This is a genomic window from Cryobacterium sp. TMT2-10, from assembly GCF_004403075.1.
GTDB classification, from domain to species: Bacteria; Actinomycetota; Actinomycetes; order Actinomycetales; family Microbacteriaceae; genus Cryobacterium; species Cryobacterium shii.
Genome location: NZ_SOGW01000054.1, coordinates 33063 through 57866, shown reverse-complemented (window position 1 = coordinate 57866; position 24804 = coordinate 33063). Strand labels below are relative to the sequence as shown.

The following is a 24804-nucleotide window of genomic DNA, read 5'->3' as shown; positions in this document are numbered from 1 at the left end:
TGGGTAAATTTCCGACGTGATGCGGTCATGCTGATCTCTACTTTCAGTAGTCCCTCATTTTAAGAGGGCCCACTGTCCGAGAACTCCGCGGCAGGTCACGGGCAGTTTGGTGATGTCCCACGTATAGACCTGGCCGGGGCCGGTGGCGACCAGTTCCGGGATCGCCCGGGCCGGGTGGCGGGCCAGGCGGCGGCGTTCCTTGACCTGCTTGTTCTCGGCCAATACCCGGTAGATCGTTGAGATTGACGCCAGATACACGCCCTCGTCGAGCAGCTGCGCGTAGATCTGGATCGGCGGCAAATCCACGAACCGGGCCGAGTTCACCACAGTCAGGATGCGGGCCCGCGCGAGGACATCGAGCCGGTTCGCCGGCACCACCACCTGCCGGGCGGCCCGGGTGCGGGGTGTCCGGGTCGCGGTCGCCCGCGGTAACCCGACCAGGCTGGCGGCCGTCCGCGTCGGAATGCCGTGGCTGGTGAGGTCGCGGTAGGTGGTCATCACGGTTTCGTGTGTGGTGTTTCGTCCCGCGAGCTCTTCGAAAGATTTTCGAGTAGCTCGTGCATTTTTGACATGATCTCCAACGCCACCCCCGTCGTTTCCAACCTCCGTTCCGTCAACTCAAGTTGGCGGCGGAGCCGGGCGATCTCGGCCTGCTCGGGCGTGAGCCGGCCGATCTTCTCCCCGGGTTTCTTGCCCTGCAGCACCCCGGCATCGCGTAGTTTTTGCCACTCCGTGATCTGGGAGGAATAGATGCCCTGCTCCCGCAGATACGCGCCGCCGCCGTTCCGGGAGATGGCGTCCTCGTAGGCGGCGAGGTGGTCAAGTTTCTGCTTCGGCGTGAACGACCGCCGGGGCGTGGGGCCGCCCGCGCGGGGGCCAGGACTGCTGTTGTTCATGGGACTATCGTCGCGCACGGCGATCAACGATGGGCTGGACATGGTGGGACTTCCTGATTCTCGACCTACGTCAAACGGCGGACTTGCTCTGAGCTACTGGCCTCAACTCACCCTGACACGTAGGGCTTCCGCACTTAGACGCGGGACTTTCGAAACTGATGGTCTTCGACCACGCACCAGCTTCAAGAAAGGCCCCACTCCTACACTTTCAGAGGTAGACGACGACCAGCCCATGCCAGGGTTGGAGACTCACCCACGTCCTTGAGCGCCGGTTCTACATTGAGGTCACCGCCACGATCGTGATCATCACGAACGGACGGTCGCCTCCTGGGGCGGGGTTCTCGGCGACATCACCGTCGCCGCTGCGATGCTCGACCGCGTCCTGCACCGATCCGATCCGTCGTCACCTCCGACGGAGACTCCTACCGACTCCGCAAACCACGTCGCCGCGCCTAACGAGCTGCGGTGCGTGACCGGCACAGATTTCCGACCATCTCACCCCGCAACCTGGGGAGCTTGGATGAGCAGGACTTGGGAATATCAATGAGCGCCGTCAACCCACAGATGAATCGGGGCGCATGCCTGCAGCCGGCCTCAGAATCGCCTCTGAGGCGAGTGGTTGCTCAGGGGCCCCCGTCAAGCGGGCAACGCGACGGCCGACCCAATTCCCGAAGTGCACGCAAGGCCTTTCAACGAAACGGAACATCAATTCGGCGAGACCAAACGCTATCGGCAGAGTAAGGGCCAGAACCAGCGCCGGGTTAACGCTGTGCAGTAGGAGCGTTATAGATACCAGTACTGGTTCGTGGATCAGATAGATGGCAAATGATCTGCTTCCGCACCATTGGACAAATCGATGGCCTGCAAATAGCTGGACTATCGGGAAAAACAAGAAAACAGCAACCAGCATGACCGCCCCGAGAACCGAAAACATGATCGACCCCGGCATCCATGGCATGAGCCAGCTGGACAGCAGGAATGTGACGGATGCTGCACCGAAAGCGATGCGACCGACGATCCCAGTCCTCTTGGCCAAGCCATGCACCCGGTCCTTCTGCACGGCCAAGGCTGCACCACACGCAAACATGGGCAAATAGAACAACGCTGCTACGTGCAGGGCGGCTCCGGCGGCCAGGACAAGGAAAGCAAGGGATACCCAAATAACCCACAGTCTCCTTAGCTTGACGAAAAAGAAGACGTAGAGCGGGAGTAAGAGCGAGAAGGCGACCTCCCACTGAAGTGACCACAGCGGGGAGTTCAGCGTGCTCACCCCCGAGAGAAGAAACGCGTCTTTGAGCGGGGTTACCATTTCGTCGTGGCGATTGATGTAGTCACTCATGTCGGGCGAGCTCGTGCGCGGTACGAGAAGGAAACAAACCGTCGCGAACAACACCGCGACCAGGACGGGGCCGTACAAGCGCACCAGTCGCTTCGGATAATAGGACGCCCAGTGCGGGGCGCGGCCCGCTACGTATGGAAGCATCAAGACAAAGCCCGACAAAACAAAGAACACGATTACAGCCTCAGTGCCTGCCCAGAACAAGTGCAGGGGCGTGTAAGCGAGGATCCAGACCCAAGTCGGGGCGCCGCTCGGGTCAATTGAGGCGGGCTCAACTGACGGGTTGGTGATCATGGAATGACTGACGATGACGGCCAATGCCGCTAGCCCGCGAAGCCCATCAAGCGAGTTGATCCGTTCGGGGCGCTGAACGGTAGCGTTGAGCAGCGTCAACCGTCTACTCATCTTCCTTGAGCTTGCGTCTGCACTTCTCATGAGCCCCCTCTAACAACAAAACAGATTTACCATATCGAATTTCTGGCTCTCTCAAATCGCCTTGGCCTGTTCCACTTAGTGGATTGGCCTTGACCCCGGAGAGTGGACACGGGTACGGCGAGTTGGATCTCTGCGGCCTGTCACGAGTATTGCATCTCGAAGTCCACTGGCGTAACGTGCCCGATCGAGGAGTGCCGGCGGCGGCGGTTGTAGCGGTCCTCGATCCAGTCCGCGGCGCCGCGGATCGCGCGGGCCCGGGTGGGCCAAACGCGGCGGTAGTAGAACTCGGTTTTGAGTGTCGCGAAGAAGCTCTCGGCCATGGCGTTATCCCAGCAAATCCCGGTGTATCCCATCGACCGGGTGATGCCGTTCTTGGCGGCGAAGAGGGTGATCTGTTCCGACGCGTACTGGGTGCCGCGGTCCGAGTGGAAGATCACGGTCCCCGCGCATCACCATGGCTATCGTGAGCGCGTCCTGGCCTTGAGGTCGGTGCGCATGTGGTCGGCGACCCTCTCTGTCAACCTTGGACAAGGCACCGGGATCGTCCCGAATAGTGTTGTAGAGGGCGGGGAAGAGATCCCCTTGACGAACGCAGTGATGACAGGGCCCAGCTCGACCGGGCAGGCTGTAGGGATGGAAGATGTTCCCGATCCTCAGGTTCCCGAGCGTGCTCGGCGGCGAACCTACACCGCCAAGTACAAGTGCGACATTCTGACCGAGTACGACTGCCTCAATCGGCAGGGCCGCGGTGCGCTGCTCCGCCGGGAAAAGCTGTACACCTCCTTAGTCAGCTCGTGGCGTGACCAGCGAGACAAGGGGGTGCTGGCCGCTTTGGCGCGGCCGGCGGGAGCGCTGCCAGCCAGCACGTCGGAGAAGGACGCGGCCCGGCTCCGGAAAGAGAATGTCCGACTGTCGGGCGAGTTGGATACGGCGAGGCTGTCAACGTCGGGTAAAAACTGACCCTTTATCGTCGCTTGAATTCTGACCCCTTGGTTTGGTTTTCGGTTTAGTTCGCGCCCGGTCGGGGCTGCATCTCGAGCATTTCGCGGCGGCTGCGAGTGCGGTAGGAATCCCCGGCAAGGGTGACGACCTCGGCATGGTGAACGAGGCGGTCGATCATGGCCGCGGCGACGATCTCGTTGGAAAAGATCTCGCCCCACCGACCAAATGGCATATTCGAGGTAGCCAGAATGGCGCCCTGTTCATAGCGGGCGGCGACGAGCTGGAAGAACAGGTTCGCGGCATCATGATCGAAGGCCAAGTATCCTATTTCGTCGATAATCAGGAGCTTGTATTTGCGTAGCCGTTTGAGCTCCAGCTCGAGGCGTCCGGCGGTGTGGGCAGCCGCGAGGCGGGCGACCCACCCGGTGGCCGTGTCGAAGAGGACCGAGTAGCCGGCCTGGATCGCTTTGACGCCCAGACCGATCGCGAGGTGGGTTTTCCCAACACCGGGCGGGCCCAGCAGCACCACGTTGTCGGCCTTCGCGATCCAGGTCGTCGTGGCCAAGTGGGCGAGGATATCGCGGCGCAGCGAGGGCTGGTGGTCGAGGTTGAATTCCTCCAACGTTTTCACCTGCGGGAAGTGGGCGCCGCCGATGCGCAGCGCCGTTCCGTGGGCCTCCCTGTCGGCGACCTGGCGTTGCAGGACCGTCGCGAGGTACTCCTCGTGCGACCAGCCGGATTGCCGGGCCGTATCAGCGAGCTCCTCCCAGGTGCGGGCGATCGTGGGGGTCTTCAACACCCGCGCGAGATACGCGATCGTTGAGGCGATCTGCGGCCCCGCCGGTGGGGTGCTCGTCGGTGTCGCGGTGTCGAACGCGCTCATCAACTCAACGCCTTCTCGGCCGAGGTGCCCGCCGCCGCGGCGGTGAAGTCGCCGCCGAAGAGCGCGTCGTAGTCCGTCAACACCCGCAGCGCCACCGGGTGGCCGTCGGCATGCTGGCGACTCGCGCGCTCCACCGACCGGCGTTCCTCAGCGAAAGCGCTCCGCAGCGTCTTCGCGATGCCAACATGCGCGGGATCGGTGATCGTTGCCCGCCTGGCCCAACACCGCGCATGGGCGCCCACGACCGTGCCTTCGCGAGTGATCGTGACCATCGTCGCGGTCGCATGGACGTCGACGAACCTGCCCGCGCAGCGCGGATCGACGGAGTAATCGTTGGAATCAACCCGGAGGTAGTACTCCCGGCCAAGCCGCACCCGGGTGCGCAGCCCGGTTGAGGGCGCCGACACTGGCAGCATCGTCATCGCCGCCAGATCCGCGGCCAATGCTTCCTCGGGGCGCCGCCCGGTCGAGCGCACGACCCGACCATTAGCCCGCGGTAACCACCCATCGAGTTGGGTATTGAAATCTGCCGGCGAGGCGAACGACCGCCCCGGCAGGAACGACGTTTCCAGATACCCGTTATTGCGCTCAACCAGGCCCTTGAATTCCGGGTCCCGGGGCGGGGCGAGTTGGAAACGTGTCGCGAGCGACCCCGCGAACGACGCCGCGGGGGCCGAGATGTGTGTGATCAACTCTTTGTAGGCCGTTTCGGCGCTGGAATCCTGCCAAGTTAGTGGCTGGTTTCCTGCCAAAAGAGCACTAAGAATCAGGCCAGCAACTCCCCTCCACGACGATGAATTCGGGGACTGCGCGAGATTGAGATCACCCGGTGGCCGAGGCCCTCTCCAGAGTGTGAGAGAAATGGGCCCGCCACCCCCCGATAGGTTCCTTACGGCGTAGCTACTGCCAAGCGGTCGCGCCGGAAGGAACCAGAAAGCAGATGACGGTACCCATGTCCGTGCAAGAAAATATCAGAACACTCGACTCCCACGGAATCGCGGGCCGTGAAATCGCCCGCCGTTTGGGAGTCAGCCGCGACGCGGTGACCAAATACGCCGGGCAACAGGACTACTCGCCCAAGCCGCCAGCGCCGGTGGCCAGGCCCACCGGCTCGGCCATGACCGGGTTCGAAGCGACCGTTGAAAAGTGGTTGGGCGAAGACCAGCGCCGACCGCGGAAGCAACGGCACACGGCCAAACGGGTCTTTGACCGGTTGGTCGCTGAGCGGGCTTTCACAGGCAGTTATTCCCCGGTGCAACGCTTCGTGAAGAAGTGGAACGCCCTCCACCGCCAGGCCGGTGAAGGCTTCACGGAACTGGTCTGGCCCGCCGGCACCGCGCAGGTCGACTTCGGGCAAGCTGAGGCCATCATCGCCGGCATTCGGCAGGTCCTGCACATCTTCGTGGTCACGTTCCCGTTCTCGAACATGCGCTTCGTGCAGGCCTACCGCGGCGAAACAGCCGAGTGCGTCTGCCACGGGCTGCGCACCGTGTTCGATCTCATCGGCGCCGCGCCCCGGCACCTGGTCTTTGACAACGCCACCGGCATCGGCCGACGGGTGGGCACCAAGGTCGTTGAGACCAAGCTGTTCGGCGCGTTCAAATTGCATTACCGGTCGGAGTCTCGGTACTGCAATCCGTACTCCGGCAATGAGAAGGGCAACGTGGAAAACGCGGTCGGGTTCCTGCGCCGGAACCTGATGGTCCCCGAGCCCGAAGCGGCCACTCTGCAGGGCCTCAACGCGGTGCTGATGGCACGGTGCATGGCGTTGGCTGAGGCCACGCACTACCGCAAGGGCCTGCCCGTGAGCGAGCTCTTCGCCCAGGACGTTGCCGCGTCTCTGGCGCTGCCCGGCGTCGGGTTCGACCCGGTGCGCTACGAGTCCCGCACGGCCGACAAGACCGGGAACCTGCTCATTGACGGGAACACCTACGCGGCCGGGTCTTCCTTCCACAACCGCACTCTCACCGTCGGGTTGCGCCACGACGTCGTCGAGATCCTCGACGAGCACGCCACGCCTGTCCGGTCATTCCCGCGCGCGTTCGGCCGGCAGACGGAGACGATCTTCGAACCGGCGTCGCTGCTGCCGTTGCTGGTGACCAAGCCCGGCGCCTGGGGGCATTCCCAGCTCCGGCCTCTGGTCCCCGAGCCGGTGCGCGACTGGCTCGACAAGGCGACCGCCACCAATCGGCGCCGACTTCTCAACGCCGTCGATGCCGCCTCGGGATCAGCCGGTTTCGACGCCGCCATCAATGCTGCTGACCTGCTCATCCAGCGCGGAGACATCCCCGAGATCGCCGCGTTGGGCATGCTCGCCCGGCGCTTGGCCGACGGCGCCACCCCAGCAGCGGAGAACGTGGACTTGAGTGTTTATGACGTCTTCACCACCGACATCTTCATCACCGTGAACACCGTGACGGGAGAGATCGCGTGAGCCTCATCACCGTGCAGGACATCATCGAGACCGGCCGGCAAGCATCGCTAACCAATACCGTGTTGGCCGAATGGGCCGAGAAGGGCACCCCGAAACAACGTGAATACCTCCACGGGATGCTCCTCGCCGAGCACGAATCTCGGCAAGCATCACGCCGCCAACGGCTGTTGAGCGCCGCCCGGCTGCCAGCGCTGAAATCGCTCACGGGTTTCGACTACTCGAGCGTCAAGTTCCCCGAGGATTACGGCCGGGAGGAGCTGACGTCGTTGGAGTTTATCAACCGGGCCGAGGACCTGGTCCTCTACGGCGATGTCGGCACCGGCAAAACACACCTCGCCAGTGCTCTGGTCGCTGCTGCCTGCCGCGAGGGAATCCCGGCTCGCTTCTTTACCACCTCGTCGCTGGTTATGCAGTTGCGTCGCGCCAAAGACGAAGGCCGCCTCGACCGGGAGCTGGCCAACATCGCCAAAAACCAATTACTCGCAATCGACGAATTCGGGTATCTCCCGATTGACACCGAGGGCGCCCGGCTCCTGTTCCAGGTCATCGCGGATGGATATGAAAAAAGAAGCCTGATCATCACCACAAACCTCGAGTTCTCCCGCTGGGGAACGGTGTTCGGCGACGACAACATGGCCGCAGCTGTCATCGACCGCATCGTCCACCACGGCCGGCTCCTCCAGTTTCGCGGGGAGTCCTACCGCGTCAAGCACGCCCTCATGAAATAGCCCTGGCGGCCCCAAAACCGGCCGTTGAGGCCGCCGTGCTCAACTGGCCGGAAACGGTGCCGCACTGGCCGGTTAATTAGCGCTGAAATGGCCGGCTTCAAGTTGACAAAACACACCGAGACCACACCGGTCCCACCGATCGCCGACTCGCGGTCCCAGACCAGGGTCTTCGGGACCATCCCCAGGCCACTGATCAGCTGCCACATCCCGGCGAGAATGTCGCCCGCCTGACGTGAGGGAATCATCGTCGCGGTCAAGAAACGGGAGAAGCCCAACGTCATCACCAGCACCGGGAGCATCAGCAGCTGGCTGTGTCCAACCGGGATCTTCGGCTCCGGGAACCACAGATCACACTGCACGATCTGCCCCGGCTGGTAGGTGATCCGATCGACCGGATCGACGCTCGCGTACTCGGGGCGGATCGCCCGGATACGGTCCTTGAGCGTCGTGATCGAGTACTGCCAGCCGATCCGTTCCGCGATCACTGTCGCCGGCATCCGCGGATACTCGACCAGCAACTTGCGCACATCCACCTCGACCCCGTCGACGAGAGAACCGCGACCGGCGCGCTCGTACTTCGGCGGTCGCTCCGATGCCAACGCGGCCCGCACCGTGTTCCGCGCGATCCCCAACTTCCTTGCGATCTCCTTGATCGGGATCTTCTCCGATCGATGCAACCGACGTATCTCTGCCCAGTTCTCCACTGTTATCACCCTCCAAGGGTCTTACGGAGGGGTCCGAATTCAAACGACGCCACGGGGTCAGTATTCACCAGTCGTTGACAGAGGCAGGTGATCGCTATCCAGGGAAAACTCTCGGCTCTGTTGGATCAACTCTCGACCAACAGCAGCGAGAAGAACACCGAGAAATAATCGACGCCACGATCACCGAACTCGTCCCTCTCGTCGGCACGCGGGACGCGTGCCTGGCCGTGGGCCGGTCGCGGGCGACGCACTACCGCCAACACCGGCGGTCGCCAAGACCGCCGTCATCGCCGCGGCCCCGGCCACAGCCGGCGAAGCAGCCGCGCGCGCTGACCGAGCTGGAGTGCGCCGCTGTTCTAGAGGTGCTGCGGTCCAAGCGGTTCGTGGACAAGGCGCCGGCGGAGATCCAGGCGATCCTCCTCGACGAGGGCACCTACCTGTGCTCAGTCGCGACGATGTATCGTCTGCTCCGCGCCCACGGCGAGACCGGTGAGCGTCGTGCTCAGGCCGAGCACCCGGCACGAGTCAAGCCCGAACTCATCGCGACGGGACCCAACATGACCTGGTCGTGGGACATCTCGAAGCTCAAGGGCCCGGCCAAATGGTCATACTTCCACTTGTATACGATTATCGACATTTACTCCCGGTACGTCGTCGGCTGGATGGTCGCGACCCGGGAATCCGCCGAGCTGGCTGAGCGGCTCCTGCTCGACACGATCGAGAAGCAGAACATTCGCCGCGATCAGCTGACGATCCACTCCGACAATGGGTCCTCGATGGCGTCGAAACCCGTAGCGTTTCTGCTCGCCGACCTGGGCGTGACCAAGTCGCACTCCCGCCCGCACACGAGTAATGACAATCCATTCAGCGAGTCGCACTTCAAAACTTTGAAGTACCGGCCCGAGTTCCCCGATCGGTTCTACAGCCTCGCCGAGGCACGCTCATTCTGCACCGAATTCTACGGCTGGTACAACGGTGAACATCGCCACTCCGGCATCGGAATGCACACCCCGTTCAACGTCCACCACGGCCACGCACGCGCCATCCAGCACGCTCGCGCCCGCGTTCTCAGGACCGCCTATACCAAGCACCCTGAACGCTTCGTTCGGAAGCTCCCGCAGCCGCCAACATTCCCGACGACGACGTGGATCAACGAACCCGAAAAGGAAGGAACGAACTCAATGACCGCCTAAGGAAACTGACTCACATAGGTTGACATCTTCCGTTTCGGCGCTGGAATCCTGCCAAGTTAGTGGCTGGTTTCCTGCCAAAAGAGCACTAAGAATCAGGCCAGCAAGGCCNACATTCCCGACGACGACGTGGATCAACGAACCCGAAAAGGAAGGAACGAACTCAATGACCGCCTAAGGAAACTGACTCACATAGGTTGACATCTTCCGTTGCGCTTCACCAAGCGGTGGGGACCACACCGGATCGGTTACCACGCTCGCCAACAGACTCTGATCGACGTCAGCATCCAATTTAATCAACATCTACGGTGGCGGTAGCGGTGGCCGCATTGTTCAGTTGGCGTTTCTGACCCTGTTTCCCGTTGGCGTTATGACCTAGTCCGATTCTCAATCGGCGTCGCACTCCAAATGCGGTGAGGGGATTCCGTCGGGTGCTCGTTTCGCACTATGACCCACCATACAAGAACAAAGATCAACAAGAGGGGGCTCACTGGCGAAAGTAACCATCCTTCAAAACAGCTGTGGACAACTGCCGCCAATGTGAACCCCATTGCCAGCACCCCGGCTTTCCGCGATCGAAATAGAAGCGCTCCCCACATGACTACAACCGCGATTAAGCCACCGACGCCGGCAGACGCTAACGCCCGCAACGGACTGCTGGCGATCTCGACCTCCTCGCTGGCCAACCCTGTGCCGATCAAGGGAGACGAACGAAATGCTCCCATCGCGCCGTCGAAGCTGTAGGAACGGGAATTGTCGGTACGCAGCACTCCATCCAGAACCGAGAATGTCTGAGGCAGAGCGATGGCAATGACGAGTACCAGAGTGATGAAGCCAGTCAACCAAAGCGCCTTGGTGGCCGAAACTCGACGCAGAGCACCAAAAATGATCACAATCACCAGCGCCAACGCGCTGGCTCTGCTGGATGTCCAAACGACACACATGATGGCGAGCACAAGAAGGATCACCTTCAGGCCTATGTGACGAACGACAATGATGGCCAGTGATCCGAAAAGAAACGCATAGAATCCCAGCAGGTTTGCGTTTGAGGCGAGCCCACGCAACCTCCCCCCCGCGATCGCCACCCCGGGTGACGCCAGCCCCAAGATAATCGACCCGACAACCATCGTCCCCAGTGCCAGGACGACTGCAGAACTGACAATTAATTCGGGGACAGCAACTGCAGTCGCTACTACCGCTACAACGAGCATTACAAGGCCCAAGCCATAGAGGACGAAATTCAGCGCTTGGCCATGGAACGCAGTCGCAAGCAACAGAAATGTTAGAAGCGACCCCGTCACCCAAGGAAGCCACATGCGTAGGTCACTAAGAGCTCGCGTCCTGTTGGGCAGGGCGCCGGCGATGTCTGACGGTTTCTGGAGACCACTCAGGCATAGGAGAGCGATACCGACGATACGGAATCCCACAGACTGAGCAATGCTCCCTGTGAATGTCGAAGCCGAGGCGAGAATGAACAGCACACCCAACGTGAACGGGGAGAGGGCTCGCACCGTCGAGTTCAGGAGAGCAACCAGCGCGCCGCCGATAGCAAAAAGCAGAACCACGAGGCCGCTTGGTCCTGCGGCTGCCTGCCACCCGAGTCCGGCCGCAACCAGCACCATTGCAACCGGTGCCAGAATTCTTCGCGTCAGTGATGAAACTCCCAAGATGAAGATCCTTTCAGACAATACAGTGCGGGCGGGTCGGTTGCGTGGGAACCAACATGCCCAAGCTGAGATGTCGCGAACTCACCTATTTTAGGCTTATGGCATCGAACGGCTTTCTGGGGGCACCATTTCGACCCTAGCGGATCGTGTGGCCACTCTGACCTCATCAGCGAAGGGGGGCCAGCCCTTCATGGCCTGAATTGTGCACGGGTCACATACAACAACTCGAGCAGTTGCCCCGGGCTACCTCAACGGCCATGCAGGGCAGGAGTCCATAATTCCGAGTTTTGGGACTTCTAGACGAAGGCCGAACGCGCAAGTAACGCGAAGACGTGCTCACCCTTATCCCCCTGACTCCAACAGTCAAAAGCGGCACCTGCGGCCCGACGCCGTTCATGAACCTCATCGGGTGACAGCGCCGCGAATGACTCGATGGCGATGCTCCATTCGTGTGGATCTCTGCTTCCGAGGACCTCGCAGCCGGCATTCCTGAGCACATCTGACCAGGGCGTCACGTCGGAGCACATTACCGGGCAACTCACGGACAGAGCCTCGGCGATTACGTGCCCGAAATTCTCCCCCGCGGTCGGAAAGACAAAGACATCGCCCTCAGCGAAGATGCCTCTTACGCATTCTGGAGCAATTGACCCATGCAAAGTGCACAGAATGTTAACTGGCAGTTCCTTTATCAAGTCCTGACAGTCCTGAACATACTTCAGATCTTCGGCATTCCCGTAGACATCGAGGGTAATCTTTGACTGCGTCAGCATGAGGCTGCGGAGCAGCAAGTCGAGTCCTTTCATTGGGTTCAACCGACTTACAAACACAATTCGCAGGGAACTCCTTGCGCGCGCTGACGGAGGTCTCTCAGCCACGATCGGTAGCGCCGTCTCGTCCTCCCGAACGAGAACTCGCGCAGTTTCGCCGAACACAGCTCGTATATCCTCGGCCTCGTTCAATGAGGAAGCGTGCCAGGAGATTCCGCGGTGCAAACCCAACATCTTGTAAACGGCAACGGCTATTCGCTTCTTCAAGGGTCGGATTGCCAGCGCCCCTCGGCCGAACTCTCCCCTGGGCGCAAGCAGAATCTGAGCACCGCGCCAGAATCCGATGAGTCCTAGGATCTGCGGGAAGAGTGAAAACCCCGGGTTGAAGAAACTGTTGTAGTACGTCACCTGGGGTCGTTCCTGACGAACAGCGCAAAGGCCGCGCAAATATGAACTAAAGGAGGACGCCGTGCCGTAGTAGACCTGAACGCCGTCGGAGGCTGACCACTCATTGCTTCTGACCGGCAGCGGAATGGATTGACCCATGTCCCGATCAGAAGTGAACACGAACGCCTGCGTATTTGTCGGTACTGAATCCACCAACGCCTTGAGTGTACGAATCGGCCCACCACCCAGCGTTGCCGGCGGAAACAGCGGTGCGAAAACCGCGAACTTGGTGGGCACATTCATCGATCGCGTACTTCCGTCAGTACTCATTGATGCACATCCCTTACGGGCGAGTCCGCGATTGCATTCCACGGCGCTCCCGCCGTCGGCACACCACTGCCACGGGTGACTGTGTCCCACAAGTACTGAGCCGCGGCCTTGGGCGAAATGGCCCCGTGCGCCCAGTTCTCAAGCTGTGCTCTCGATTCGCCTGACAGTGGCGAAGAACTCAAGCGCCCAACCAAAGCTCGTGCGAGTTCCGTCGGATGTCCCGCCTGTATAACCTCACCCTGCAATGCGGAGCGGACAAGGTCAGACGCGCCACACTCCCGGCTAACGACTACCGGGGTGCCGGCCATCAAAGCCTCACTCACTACTGCGCCCCAGCCATCGTACTTACTTGTAAGAACCAGCAAATCACTGACGGCAATTTTGCGTAAGACGTCGCCGTTCGCCAAGTTTCGGGTGAAAAAAACCCGACTTCCGAGGCGTAGATCCTTCACAAGCTTGATGCTCGAGTCCAGCAGCGGGCCGTCTCCCACGATAGTCAGTTCCCACGAATCCGCTGGCGTCATGGCCAAGGCTTCAATGAGTGCCTTGGGGTCCTTTCGCGTCGTCAAACTGCCGACGAAGATGATGCCCGGCCTGTCACGGTGAGATTGTTTGGCCGCCGCATCGGGCCCATCAACGAAGTATCCGAAAGGGGCAATTCTGCTTGGTTCGAAACCTAGCGAAGTGAATTGTCTTTTGGCCAGGTCTCCGCATACGAACAGGGTGTCGATCCCTCTCAGTGATCGGCGCCGCAGCCCAAATCTGAGCGCTCGCAGGGCGCCCCGAACCCCCCGCGGATCCCATGGCTCCGTGATAATCGCAACGTGATTGTGTGCTCCCTGAGTGAGTGTTGTCAAAGCCTGCTGTACGGCAGGGTATGCGCTCGCACCTGAGAACACATGTGCCACTGCACCGCGGTTGTTCTCGACCAGTTTCTTACGGTTGCTAGCTGAAGGTTCAATGATCAAATCTGCGTTGCCGTAATCTATGCCTTCCCACCCCATTGCCAACCGGTCTGCGGACACATCTTCTGCCACCACGACGAGAACCCGCTTATCAAGACCGTTCGCCAGCGCACGCATGAGCGGAGCTTGATGTATAGAAGCCATGTTCTGCCAAAAGACAAGATCATAATGTTCTTTCACGGAGGCTCCTTGCTGCGAGTGGAAGTGTTGCGGCTGCTGCCGCCGGGGCTGGGTACGCGGTCGCGCTGGGGTAAGTGCCTGACCCTCTGGAGGGATCGCGCGTTAGTTCAGAAGCTCTCCTTTGGGGCGGCAAACTCAAGAGCAAGACTGCGACCTGCGGTTTCGCGCTGAACTCTGCCTCTCCGTCACTTTCGGAGACCTGCTCGAAAGTCATGCGTGGCGGCCGTCGAGCGAATGAAGTTCACTGTCCGTCTAGAGGTGTCGGCCACCTCGTAACCACTCGGAGTGGCTGGCGTGTTGGCAATCGTGGCTTCTGAGAGGATCATGGCCACAGAATCGAGAATCGATTCCTCCGTAACACCTGCTGTGATGATCGCTCCAGCATCCAAGGCTTCGGGTCGTTCAATGGAGTCACGAAGCGTTAGCGCCGGAAAGCCGAGAATGCTCGACTCTTCGCTAATTGTGCCGCTGTCGGAGAGCACGAGCCTCGCGGACATCTGAAGTTGAATGTAGTCATTGAAGCCAAAGGGAGGATGGAAGGTCAGTGAGTCCTTGAGCTCGTCAGCGACCTTCTCGAGGCTCTTGCGCGTACGTGGGTGCGTCGAGACGAGCACTGGAATGCCGTAATTCCGCCTGAGCGCCACCAGCGCCGCTAGAACGGAGGTCAGGCGATCCTGGTTGTCAACATTCTCTTCGCGATGCAGGCTCACCAAGAAGTATTCCCCCGCGATTAGACCCTGCCGTTCGACGACGGTGCTCGCGGCAATTGCCGACGCATTTCCCTCAAGAACCTCACGCATCGGGGAACCCGTGAGCAAAATACGAGAGGGATGGATGCCTTCGGAAAGCAGGTTTCGCCGAGCGTGTTCTGTGTAGACCAGGTTGTAGTCTGCAATGTGATCCACGAGTCGCCGGTTGGTTTCCTCCGGGACATTCTCATCAAAGCAACGGTTGCCGGCCTCCATGTGGTAAACGGGCACCTTCAACCGCTTGGCCATCAGGGCTGAGACACAACTATTGGTATCGCCTAAAACGACCATGGCATCAGGTTTCTCTTCAAGGAGCACCTCCTCGGTCTTGGCAAGGATCGACCCGAGTACCCTGCCGAGCGACGAGGTGTCGGCCGCCAAGAAATAATCCGGCCGGCGGAGGCCGAGATCCTCAAAAAAGACTTCGTTGAGTTCGTAGTCGTAATTCTGGCCCGTGTGAACCAGCACGTGATCTGTATATTTGTCGAGACGTTTGATAGTTGCAGCCAGTCGGATGATCTCCGGGCGCGTTCCCACGATAGTGAGCACCTTCAGTCGGTCGGTCATTTTTGCACTGCCTCCGCAATTGTGTCGGGTACCTCTGGGTTGAAGATGTCGTTTGTCCAGAACGAGGTGTACAACAGGTCAGGCCCCGTATTCGTGATCTTGTGAGACCACATTGTGGGCATGTCGACGGCGACGGGCTCTTCGCCCGTCACCTGAAATTCAAAGACCTCGTCGGTGAACAGCTTGCGCAACGAAATGGTCGCAGTCCCCGCCAGAACAGTGAATCGTTCGATTTTGCGCCGATGAAAATGGTCTCCCCGACTGATTCCGGGTTCCGTGGTCGAGAACGACGACTGGCCGCAACCACCGTGAGAACGGATGATCTCAAAGAATGAACCGCGCGCATCGGAATGACGTGCCAGTTTCACGGGCGCCTGCTCGGGGAAGGCATACGAGCGATACGTATTGAAGAGGTCGCGCTCGAACTTGCCCGAGACATCGGGGATCTCACCGCGCCGGTAGATGGCGTCGATTTCCGTCAGTCGCGCCAGCAGCCCGATGACCGATTCGTGGACCTCTTTGTCGCCCGCAAAGGTGTCTCCGCCGGCACCGATGAGGAGATCGGCGGCATCCTGAGCGTGCAGGAGGGTCAGGGGCTTGTCGTCTGCCACCGTTGGCGATTGTCCGTGCGCCAGCAGATGGCTGAAGGTTGCGGTCACCGCGTTATAGAACGGGCGCCCGTGCTCGCCGAACAAGTTGGGGAGGCACACATCCAGGAATTCCGCGCCGACCTTCGCTGCTGCCTCCTGCAAGATGCTCGCGGCCTCAGCCTTGGCGTTCCCGTAGACGCTCCCATTCGTTGCCTGGGTCGAATTGGCGAACACCACGACGGGCGGAGGTGTGTCTGCCTGCAAAATAGTCGAGGCCATTTGGGTGGCAAATCTGACGTTTTCGTCCTGCACTTCGAGGTCCGAGCCGCGGTTCACACCAGCAATGTGGATGAGACGGGCCGAGCCGTTCAGTGCCGATTGTGCTTCAGCCGCATCAAAGCCATCGCCAACGGTAATCGAGCGAGACTCCCCACCGAGTTCACGCAGGGCCGCACGAGTGTGCCACCCGAGGAAACCGTATGCCCCTGTCATTGCAATGTCTTGCACCGCCTAGACCGCCCGTTCCGTGCGGATCCCGGCAGCGGCCAGTTCAGCTCGTACCTCAGGCAGGGTCAGGAGCAGCTCCTCAACTTCGCGCAGGCTCATACGGGAGACGGTATGCGAGTCGTAGTCCTCGTACTGCACCTGTCCAACATCCCCCTGTTCGACGTAGATGCTGTAGTTGAGATCACGGTTGTCCGCCTGAATGCGAAAGTAGTCCCCCATATCCTGGGCCCGCGCCAGTTCCTCGCGGCTGGCGAGGGCCTCGGAGAGCTTCTCTGCATGGCGTGTCCCGATGACTTCGAGCCTGGCTGGCGATTGGAATAGGACGATGAGCGCTTGGGCGAGGTCGCCCATAGTGCAGGCCTTCGCCTTGCGGATGAAGAGGTCACCCTGCATCGCGTTGTGGAAGGCATACTCGACCAAGTCCACGGAGTCGGCCAGAGACATCATGAACCGGGTCATGTCAGGGTTCGTGACAGTGAGATTCTTTCCCGCCTTCAGCTGCCGGATAAACAGCGGAATGACAGACCCACGGGAGTACATGACGTTGCCGTACCGCACACACGAAACGGTCGTCTCTGCATTCGGGTTGTTCAGGCCGTACGACTGCGCGACCTTTTCCATCATCGCCTTACTCATACCCATTGCATTGACCGGGTAAACGGCCTTGTCAGTGCTGAGGCAAACAACAGATTTGACTCCGGCCCGGTCAGCGGCTCTCACCACGTTCTCGCTACCCAAAACGTTTGTCTTGACGGCCTCCATCGGGAAGAATTCGCATGACGGGACCTGCTTGAGGGCTGCCGCGTGAAAGACGAAGTCCACATCACGAATGGCTCGTTCCACGCTTAGATAGTCCCGGATGTCTCCCACATAGAACCGCAGCCGCGGGTCAGCGAGCTCATTCCGCATGAGGTCTTGTTTCGCCTCATCACGGCTCAGAATTCGCACCTCTTCGACCCCGCGCGAAAGGAGTTTCTCTGCCACCGTGTGACCGAACGATCCGGTTCCACCCGTGACGAGGATGCGCTTGCCCAAATATTCATTCTTCATTGCAACGATTACCCCGGTTATCCTCTTCAATAGTTGCCGCTTTCAAAACCGCTTCGATGGCATCGACGCCTGCCCTCGCTGACATAGATCGAAGGTAAAGTTCCCTGCCCCGACGTCCGAGATCCCTGCGCATTTCAACCGACATCGAATGGGCCTCACGAAAAGCATCCGCCAGTGCGTGTGCGTTTTCGGGGGGCACCGTCAAACCGACCCCCGCCTCGCTAACGATTCTCGTGACGTCGCCCGCAACGTTGGTGATGATGGGCACACCCTTGGCCAGGCTTCCCTGCAGTTTGGACGGAATCGTTCCCCTGAAAATTGGAAGATCCCTCAGTGTGACGAGTTGGAAATCAGACTCTTCGTAAACCGCATTCATCTCGGCGGGATCAATGCGACCGCGAAACTCGACGTTGCGAATACGGCCATCGGACGCGATCTTCCTCAGCCGTTCCTCGGCAACACCAGTGCCGACGATGATGAGGCGAAATCCGTCAAGATCCTGCACAAGGCGCGCTGCCTCCAGCGCTGTGTCGAGGTCCTGAAGCTCACCTATGTTGCCTGCATACACCACGCACAGGCCATCGGCATGTTCGGCATCAATCGGACCTCTCACTACGTCGGCTGAATCAGAGGCCCAGTTGAGCACCGTGTGCAGTTTCTTCTCAGGAACCCCCCGGTCCGCGAGCATGCCGCGCATTGTCGGCGCGATCGCGATGACTGCTGCCGAGAGCCGATACACGGAAGAAAGCCAGGGACCCAGTAGGTGATTGACAAGATTGGCGATCAGGCCGGACCTGACGATCGAAGACCCCGTGACGGACTCTGGCCAAAGATCCTGAACGTGCAGGACGTAGGGAATACCAAAAAGACTTCGCCAGAGCTGAGGAGCTGCTGCCGCGGTCATTTGGGTCGCGTAGACGTAAACAACATCAGCGCCACGTGCGAATCTCGTCGCCATCACAGTGCCAAACGCGAATGAAAGATAGTTCCCGACGCGAGCCAGGCCATTTTGTGAGTGATCGATAAACATGGGCACCCGCCTGACCACGACGTCTCCCTGGAACTCTATGTGCCTCCAGGATTGCTTGAATCCCGCATAGAGCTTGCCCTGCGGATAGTTCGGGAACCCGGTTAGTACGCGAACGGAGTGCCCGCGAGCGGTCAAGATCTGTGCAAGCTCGGACGGGATGATCGCGAACTCTGGCGGGTAATACTGGCTGACGATAAGAATCTTCACTGGGCGCATTTCATTTCATCAGTAACGAACCTGAGACAGTCGATCATGGCCAGGGATTCCCTCGTTAAGTCGGGAATTTCGAACTCAGCATCATCCGGTGTTTCGAGGTTTTCGTGTAAGCCCCCGGGTCGTCGCACACGGATGGTGCGCCATCCGAGTTTTCGCGGTGAGATGAAGTCCTTGCGCGGATTGTCGCCAAAGTACACACATTCCCCTCCACTGACGCCAAACCAATCCTGGAGAGATTCGTACGCAGCGGGCGCAGGTTTGGCCCATTCACCTTTCCCGTGCTCATCCGTGACCACTACCCGCTCGATGAGCGCATCCAAGTTCAAACTCCGCACTTTGGCCCTTTGGCTTTTCCGCGGCCCGTCGGTGATCAATCCGCTACGCACTAGTGGGCTACAGGCGACCAGGAAATCGCGGGCATCTGCCAGGAGCTCAATGCTCGGTTCATGACTGCGATATCTGTTGAGGCAGAGTTCGACAATGTCGGAGGGAAGCCACTCCGCCGAATCTTCAAGAACTGCGTTGAATATGTCGCCGCGCCGACCGGATTCGAACTCGCGCCATGCGCGAGCAAAAAATGTCGGGTACTGATGGTCAGCGGCCAGCATTTCACTCACCGCCCGAAAACCGCTTTCAACGTAAGAGCGCTCCAGGAAGAGAGTGTCATCCATGTCGAATACTAAGAGGCTTACGACCACGGGTTCAACACGAATTCCTGATCAGAGTAGAATTTTGCCTCATCATACCGAAGCATAACCGTGCCTGGTCTCCAGGTTTTCGACGCGGTGTCACCCGTCTTGCTGCGCAGCATGGCATTAATGAGGTCGCCACCGGCGGCGTGACTCAAAGGATATCCCCCACCGAATCGCGGATTTATTTCAAGAATTTTCGGAGATTTTGTCGCTGGGTCGTATATGACTTGAACATTCAGAACTCCATAAGCACCTGGCAAGGCCGTAACCATATCTCGAACCAATAGCTCAATCTCCGGAACATGAATCGTCACTCCCTTGGAGACCTCACCTGCGCGTACTTCCAGACGACGCCTGGGAACCGTCGCCAGCACGGTCCCGCGACCATCCACTGCGACGTCCACGGTCACTTCGATGCCCGGAGCAAAACGCTGGAGAATGTAGTCGTCTGCCAGGGCCGACACTCGAAGAGACTCAACGTGATCCGCGATCACAACACCCATCGAGGACGAGCCTGATCTCGGCTTCGCAACAACCCTCCCGGCAAATGGGACGAGCCTGGCTTCTGTGATCTCCTGCGTATCAATGGTCGGATATCCGGATTCAATAAGCCATTTGTAAAGGCCCCACTTGTCCCATCCCAATTCCGCCACCTCAGGGCTTGAGACCCAGATATCCACTCCATGCTGCCGAAATTGTGACCGTGCGCGGGCAAGAACCGCAATTTCTGGGTCGATGGTCGGCACGATGGTCGAACAACCGTACTTTTTTGAGATGCGCAGGGTCTCAGAGAGAAAATTGTCTGCACTGATTCTTGGCACGAGTTCAAATTCGTCCGCATGTTGGCCTGCCGCGGAGAGCCGAGAGACATCCGTAACGACGACTCGACTCAGAACCGGCGAAGTGGACTCTCGGAATAGGTCCACAAGCGCGCCACGTCGCCCACCACTTGAGATCAACCAATTACTTGCCTGCATGCTCTGGCTCCTCACCGAACTCTGGCATGGAAGCATGCCCCTCAGCTGTGACACCGTCTCGCGCGAGAACCGCCCTAAGCGTCCGCGCAATGATCATGGCGTCAAGAAAGAGAGATCGGTTCTCAACGTACTCAATATCCAGCTGGAACTTGGCCTCCCAAGCCAGAGCATTACGTCCACTGCACTGAGCCAAACCGGTCACTCCCGGTCGCACCTCGTGCCGTCGCGATTGTTCAGCCGTGTACCTGTCCATATAGCGAACGAGCAGGGGCCGCGGCCCAACGAGACTCATCTCACCCTTGAGTACGTTGGTCAGAGTCGGAAGTTCATCCAGGCTCGTCGCTCTAAGCGTGCGGCCGAATGGCGTGAGCCGCTCCTCGTCGGTGATCAGCCCCCGCTCCAAGTCGACGTCCTGCATCGTGCGGAATTTGTAGAGGCGGAACACGCGCCCGTTTCTTCCAGGACGATCCTGTTGAAACAGAACGGGTCTGCCGAGATTCACGGCTACCAGCCCCCCGATTATTACTAGTGCAGGTGACGCCACTGTCAAGGCGACGGCGGCGACCAAGAAGTCCAGCACCCGTTTCGCCCTGTCGTAGCGGCGGAGTGATGCCGCGGTTCTCATACCGTCGCTCCGCTGAAAGTCCGGAGTTTAGACAACACGCGGTCAATCTCTGAAGAGCCGAGGGCAGAGCCACTCGGAAGGGTCAGGCCAGTCTCAAAAAGAAGTTGGGAGTTGCCATTCGTCACTGCACGGGCACCGGAGAAGACCGGTTGCAGGTGCATGGGCTTCCAAATTGGTCTGCTCTCGATGTTGTCTGTCAGCAAATTCGCACTGAGATCCGCAGCCGACCATCCTGTCCTTGCGGAGTCGATGACGATGGAGGTGAGCCAGAAGTTGTCTGAAGCATCATCAATGCCGCCAAAAATCTCGACCCCTTCGATCCTGGCGAAAAGCTCTCGGTAACGTTCACGCATATCACGACGCCGCGCGATCATTTCGTCGAGACGAGACAACTGCGCTCTGCCGAGAGCGGCCAACAGGTTACTGAGGCGGTAGTTGTAGCCAATCTCAGTGTGCTCGTAGTGCGTCACTGGCTGTCGTGCCTGTGTGGCCAGATATCGAGTGTGCGCGGCGAGCTCAGAGTCGTCGGTCAGCAGCATTCCTCCCCCCGACGTGGTCATGATCTTGTTCCCGTTGAAAGAGAAGACAGACGCACGCCCAAACGACCCAGCGGGGTTGCCCTTGTGACTTGCTCCCAAAGATTCGGCTGCATCAGACAAAACGGGAATACCGTACTCATCCGCAATGGTGCATATCTCTGTGTAATTAACCGCTTTGCCCAGCAGGTCAACCGGAACTATTGCCGCGACCCTCTCGCCGCCTTCACGAAGTTGCTCCAGCGCCTGACGAAGCAGAGCGGGATCCATGTTCCCAGACCCAAGCTCGCAGTCGATGAAGAACGGTTCAGCCCCTGTATAGACGATCGCGTTCGCCGTCGCAGCGAAAGTCAGAGTTGACGTGACCACGATATCGCCCGCCCCGGCTCCTAGCCCGAGCAGCCCGAGGTGCAGGGCCGCAGTACCCGAGCTCAGGGCTACGGCGTATCCGACGCCGACGCGTTCCGCCATCTCCGCCTCGAAGCCGTTGACGTCGGGTCCCAGGGGCGCAATCCAGCCGGACCTGATCGCGGCCACCATGTACTGTTCCTCGAGATCACCGACGTCGGGGGATGACATGTATATGCGTTCACTCATAAGGGTATTCCTGTTCCGGCCAGCGCGGTCTCAACCTCGACCGGCCGGTTCGTTGGATCGTTTCGGCAGCGTTCATCCCAGCCCGGTTTGTTCAGATTCTCGGGGCGGATGGGGGCTATGGAGGCGTGGGTGATCTTTGGATGGATCGGGCGTGCGTCCTGCTCGTGGGCGCCGATGAGCTCTTCGTGCAGCTTCTCCCCCGGGCGCAGGCCGGTGTAGATGATTTCAATGTCCTTGCCGGACATTCCTATCATTCGCTCGGCCACGTCCAGGATTCTGACCGGCTCGCCCATGTCGAGGATAAGCACCTCGGCGGGCCCGCCGATACCGCCAGCTTGGATGACGAGCTGGCACGCCTCCGGAATGGTCATGAAGAACCGCGTGACGTCGGGATGGGTGATCGTCAGCGGTCCACCGGCCTCGATGAGGGTGGTGAAGGTGGGCAGCATCGAGCCCCGGCTGCCTATAACGTTGCCGAAACGAACCGACAGGTATGCGCACTGGGATTCCTGGGCGGCCCACGCCGTGAGCTTTTCGGCAACGCGCTTGGAATGACCGAGCACACTCGTGGGGTTCGCGGCCTTGTCGGTGGAGATGTTCACGAACGTGGTCACCCCGACCGACTGGGAGGCTTCGAGCACATTTAGCGTGCCGAGCACATTGGTCTTCCATGCCTCGTCGGGATACTGCTCCAGCATCGGAAGGTGCTTGAGGGCAGCAGCGTGGAAAACCACCTCGGGTCGCCGCTCGGCGAAGATTGACTTCAGTGCCTCCGCATCGCGGATGTCCGCGAGCACCACGTCCCTCGTGTCGAGAAGGCCGTGACCGAGGATCGAGATCTGGGTGGTCTGGAGGCCGGTCTCGTCGCGGTCGAGCATGATGAGCTCGCTTGGGCCGAACTTGGTGATCTGACGGCACAGTTCGGAGCCGATTGAACCGCCCGCACCCGTGACCAGCACTCGTTTGCCGGCGAGATAACCCGCGATCGACTCGACGTGGGTGTCGACGGGATGACGACCGATCAGGTCTTCGATCGAAATATCGCGAAGGTCGTTGAGGCGTGACTTGCCGTTGAGTAGTTCTTCAAGGGGAGGAAGAACCAAAACCTTGAGATGTGCGGCCTTGGCGGCATCGGTGATCTCACGCAGCAAGGACGCATCGGCCTTAGCGATGGCCACGACCAGCGCAGTTGCTCCAGTGGCTTCAGCTGCGGGGGAAAGGGACGCGCGCGAACCGACGACGCGAACGCCATGGAGCCAGAGATTGCGCTTGCGCGGGTCGTCGTCGATGAGCCCCACCGGCAAGAATGGCGAGTTTCGGTCGGTGGTCATGCGCCGAGCAATCGACGCCCCCATGTAGCCGCCACCAAAGATCAGGGCCTTCTGAATGTCGTCTTTCGGAACTACTGACCGTTCCACCAGGAGACGCTTGACGTAGCGCACGCCGCCCATCAAGACGAAGGCCATGGGCAGGGCGATGAAAACCGTGCTGCGGGGAATGCCGACAACTGTGCCGGCAACGGCAACCGGGATGCCCAAAATGACGGTCGAGGCGAGAACAACTCCGAGCAGCGCCCGCACCTCGGAAAAGCTTCCGTAGATGTGGCGGCCCTGGTAGAGGTGGTTAGCGCCGCCCGCAAGAAACTGGACCAGGCATGCAGCCGCGCACAGCGCCAGCAACGGACGCAGGTCAATCAGCTGCAAGTCAAACTCATAGCGCAGAATCTCGGCCAGAAACAGGGCGACAACCCAAGCTCCCGCATCGAACGCAAACTGGGTACCGAAGCGAATGAGAGGCACTGAACCATGCAACTCCTTCATCCTGGTCGTTGCAAAGTCGCTTACTGCCATGTCGTGCCCCCATCACTCGAACTGCTCACCACGTCCCCCGCCCACAGCCAGACAATTCCGCCGGCACTCGCGAGAGCCAGGTCGCCCGGAGTGACTTCCGCCTCACGGCATCCGGTCGGGCTCAGCTCCCCGTCGGGCTCTTCAGACGTCGCGAGCAGCTGTGCGCCCGCGCAGCCTGCCTGGTCGGTGGCCACGATGATGTAGCCGTCGTCACTGACGGTCAGATTCGCGGCACCGGAAAGAGCGACCCCGGGCCCGTAGGTCGCGGCACCATCGCCGGTGCGAAAGAGAGTGCCGTCTGAGCAGAGCAGGGCGGCCGTCGAGTCGGTGCGCGGGGCGAGTGCAATCACCGCGGAACAGGGTGCGGTAAATGAACCTGCCGGACTGTGCACGGTGGCCCGGTCCGTCGGGTCAACGTACCAGTTCGACCCAACACGATCGGGGTATTCCTGCCACTGAGCACCGGCCACGAAGGTGGTCACGCGCTGCGGCGTGCAGTCCCCTGCCGTGAGTGTGACCAGGGAGGCCTCGGACTTGCTGGAAACGTAGATCGAGAGAATGGAGGAGGCATCGGTGCCTTTCGACGCGTCGAACGCTCTCCAGGTTTCACCGGCGTCGGTGGAGAGCTCCGGGGTCGCGGTGGCGGCGGGGCAGCCACCGGTCGTGGCACGCCAGAGTGTGGATGCGTCGAGGGCGGTGAGGATACGGTTGGGGGGCGGGGAGGTAATCGCCGGGGTCTCAACAGGCTCGACCACCGGCTGCCCGGTGTCCGACGGCTCGGCAGTCGGCGTCGTGGTCTCGACAGGCTCGGCCGCCGTGCCCACAGTGGCGGAAGGCTTCGACGGGGTGAGCGCAAAGGACACCAGTGCAACGTCGAACAGCAAGAACCCGGCCAGACCTGCAATGAGCAGGCGCTGCCGCAGCACGCTGTTGCGGTTCTTGCGAATCCTAGGCTTGTTTCCCCCCACGGC

Annotated in this window: 22 protein-coding genes and 2 pseudogenes; 4 read left to right on the top strand and 20 right to left on the bottom strand. The window is 60.3% G+C overall.

The features are described 5' to 3' along the window. Window positions 1–54: 54 nt before the first annotated feature. From E3T37_RS17810 to E3T37_RS06240, 4 genes are all read right to left on the bottom strand, one after another. Window positions 55–498 carry a hypothetical protein gene (locus E3T37_RS17810; RefSeq protein ID WP_134365947.1) on the bottom strand — a complete coding sequence of 148 codons (444 nt, stop codon included), beginning with the start codon at window positions 496–498 and terminating at the stop codon, window positions 55–57. Beyond that, complete coding sequence (locus E3T37_RS06255; RefSeq protein ID WP_134365946.1) at window positions 498–923, bottom strand: hypothetical protein; 426 nt, start codon at window positions 921–923, stop codon at window positions 498–500. The genes E3T37_RS17810 and E3T37_RS06255 overlap by 1 nt, the downstream gene beginning before the upstream one ends. 526 nt (window positions 924–1449) lie before the next feature. Beyond that, window positions 1450–2628 carry an acyltransferase gene (locus tag E3T37_RS06245; protein WP_166806078.1) on the bottom strand — a complete coding sequence of 393 codons (1179 nt, stop codon included), beginning with the start codon at window positions 2626–2628 and terminating at the stop codon, window positions 1450–1452. 182 nt (window positions 2629–2810) lie between these two features. Beyond that, the gene (locus E3T37_RS06240; RefSeq protein ID WP_134365944.1) at window positions 2811–3107 is read right to left on the bottom strand and encodes an integrase core domain-containing protein; all 297 of its coding nucleotides are present in this window, start codon (window positions 3105–3107) and stop codon (window positions 2811–2813) included. A 196-nt stretch (window positions 3108–3303) separates the two neighbouring features. Here E3T37_RS06240 and E3T37_RS06235 point away from each other — a divergent pair, with 196 nt between their 5' ends. Beyond that, complete coding sequence (locus tag E3T37_RS06235; RefSeq protein WP_166806073.1) at window positions 3304–3630, top strand: hypothetical protein; 327 nt, start codon at window positions 3304–3306, stop codon at window positions 3628–3630. A 46-nt stretch (window positions 3631–3676) separates the two neighbouring features. On the opposite strand, the gene istB (E3T37_RS06230) is transcribed toward E3T37_RS06235, so the two are convergent. Together istB (E3T37_RS06230) and E3T37_RS06225 are read right to left on the bottom strand one after the other, a co-directional pair. After that, the gene (istB, locus tag E3T37_RS06230) at window positions 3677–4495 is read right to left on the bottom strand and encodes an IS21-like element helper ATPase IstB (RefSeq protein ID WP_134365942.1); all 819 of its coding nucleotides are present in this window, start codon (window positions 4493–4495) and stop codon (window positions 3677–3679) included. Beyond that, window positions 4495–5175 (bottom strand): annotated as a pseudogene (locus E3T37_RS06225) (IS21 family transposase); the annotation flags it as partial. The pseudogene E3T37_RS06225 and the gene istB (E3T37_RS06230), both read right to left, overlap by 1 nt. 272 nt (window positions 5176–5447) lie before the next feature. Here E3T37_RS06225 and istA point away from each other — a divergent pair. Further along, window positions 5448–6929, top strand: a complete 1482-nt coding sequence (gene istA / locus E3T37_RS06220; protein WP_134365953.1) for an IS21 family transposase — start codon at window positions 5448–5450, stop codon at window positions 6927–6929. Continuing rightward, window positions 6926–7657, top strand: coding sequence for an IS21-like element helper ATPase IstB (istB, locus tag E3T37_RS06215; protein WP_198415985.1), 732 nt, complete (start codon window positions 6926–6928; stop codon window positions 7655–7657). The genes istA and istB (E3T37_RS06215) overlap by 4 nt, the downstream gene beginning before the upstream one ends. 116 nt (window positions 7658–7773) lie before the next feature. Here the strand turns inward: istB (E3T37_RS06215) and E3T37_RS17075 are convergent. Continuing rightward, a pseudogene (locus E3T37_RS17075) lies at window positions 7774–8370 on the bottom strand (IS21 family transposase); the annotation flags it as partial. A 155-nt stretch (window positions 8371–8525) separates the two neighbouring features. Between E3T37_RS17075 and E3T37_RS06205 the strand changes: the two are divergent. Then, entirely contained in the window at window positions 8526–9554 is a 1029-nt protein-coding gene (locus E3T37_RS06205) for an IS3 family transposase (RefSeq protein ID WP_134365951.1), read from the top strand. Window positions 9555–9919: 365 nt separating this feature from the next. Here E3T37_RS06205 and E3T37_RS06200 read toward each other — a convergent pair whose 3' ends face one another. The 13 genes from E3T37_RS06200 to E3T37_RS06140 all read right to left on the bottom strand — a co-directional run bounded on the left by E3T37_RS06200 (window position 9920) and on the right by E3T37_RS06140 (window position 24801). Next, complete coding sequence (locus E3T37_RS06200) at window positions 9920–11218, bottom strand: O-antigen ligase family protein (RefSeq protein WP_134365940.1); 1299 nt, start codon at window positions 11216–11218, stop codon at window positions 9920–9922. Between the two features lie 296 nt (window positions 11219–11514). Further along, window positions 11515–12702, bottom strand: coding sequence for a glycosyltransferase (locus E3T37_RS06195; RefSeq protein ID WP_134365939.1), 1188 nt, complete (start codon window positions 12700–12702; stop codon window positions 11515–11517). Further along, window positions 12699–13847, bottom strand: a complete 1149-nt coding sequence (locus tag E3T37_RS06190) for a glycosyltransferase (protein ID WP_134365938.1) — start codon at window positions 13845–13847, stop codon at window positions 12699–12701. Before E3T37_RS06190 ends, E3T37_RS06195 begins: the two co-directional genes overlap by 4 nt. A gap of 185 nt (window positions 13848–14032) precedes the next feature. Next, the gene (wecB, locus tag E3T37_RS06185; RefSeq protein WP_134365937.1) at window positions 14033–15163 is read right to left on the bottom strand and encodes a non-hydrolyzing UDP-N-acetylglucosamine 2-epimerase; all 1131 of its coding nucleotides are present in this window, start codon (window positions 15161–15163) and stop codon (window positions 14033–14035) included. Further along, window positions 15160–16245: an NAD-dependent epimerase/dehydratase family protein gene (locus tag E3T37_RS06180; RefSeq protein ID WP_166806076.1), complete on the bottom strand. Its 1086-nt coding sequence runs from the start codon at window positions 16243–16245 to the stop codon at window positions 15160–15162. Before E3T37_RS06180 ends, wecB begins: the two co-directional genes overlap by 4 nt. Window positions 16246–16263: 18 nt before the next feature. Further along, window positions 16264–17295, bottom strand: coding sequence for a polysaccharide biosynthesis protein (locus tag E3T37_RS06175; RefSeq protein ID WP_370292333.1), 1032 nt, complete (start codon window positions 17293–17295; stop codon window positions 16264–16266). A 4-nt stretch (window positions 17296–17299) separates the two neighbouring features. Beyond that, the gene (locus E3T37_RS06170) at window positions 17300–18547 is read right to left on the bottom strand and encodes a glycosyltransferase family 4 protein (protein ID WP_166806075.1); all 1248 of its coding nucleotides are present in this window, start codon (window positions 18545–18547) and stop codon (window positions 17300–17302) included. Then, entirely contained in the window at window positions 18544–19254 is a 711-nt protein-coding gene (locus E3T37_RS06165) for an HAD family hydrolase (protein ID WP_370292332.1), read from the bottom strand. Before E3T37_RS06165 ends, E3T37_RS06170 begins: the two co-directional genes overlap by 4 nt. Next, the gene (locus E3T37_RS06160; RefSeq protein ID WP_370292330.1) at window positions 19245–20225 is read right to left on the bottom strand and encodes an ATP-grasp domain-containing protein; all 981 of its coding nucleotides are present in this window, start codon (window positions 20223–20225) and stop codon (window positions 19245–19247) included. The genes E3T37_RS06165 and E3T37_RS06160 overlap by 10 nt, the downstream gene beginning before the upstream one ends. After that, the gene (locus E3T37_RS06155) at window positions 20212–20850 is read right to left on the bottom strand and encodes a sugar transferase (protein ID WP_134365932.1); all 639 of its coding nucleotides are present in this window, start codon (window positions 20848–20850) and stop codon (window positions 20212–20214) included. Before E3T37_RS06155 ends, E3T37_RS06160 begins: the two co-directional genes overlap by 14 nt. Continuing rightward, window positions 20847–21983 (bottom strand): DegT/DnrJ/EryC1/StrS aminotransferase family protein, encoded by a 1137-nt coding sequence (locus tag E3T37_RS06150; protein WP_134365931.1) that lies wholly within the window; start codon window positions 21981–21983, stop codon window positions 20847–20849. The genes E3T37_RS06155 and E3T37_RS06150 overlap by 4 nt, the downstream gene beginning before the upstream one ends. After that, window positions 21980–23782, bottom strand: coding sequence for a nucleoside-diphosphate sugar epimerase/dehydratase (locus tag E3T37_RS06145; protein ID WP_241994542.1), 1803 nt, complete (start codon window positions 23780–23782; stop codon window positions 21980–21982). The genes E3T37_RS06150 and E3T37_RS06145 overlap by 4 nt, the downstream gene beginning before the upstream one ends. 41 nt (window positions 23783–23823) lie before the next feature. Further along, a complete protein-coding gene (locus E3T37_RS06140; RefSeq protein WP_134365930.1) occupies window positions 23824–24801 on the bottom strand; it encodes a hypothetical protein in 978 nt (325 codons plus the stop codon). Window positions 24802–24804: the final 3 nt, after the last annotated feature.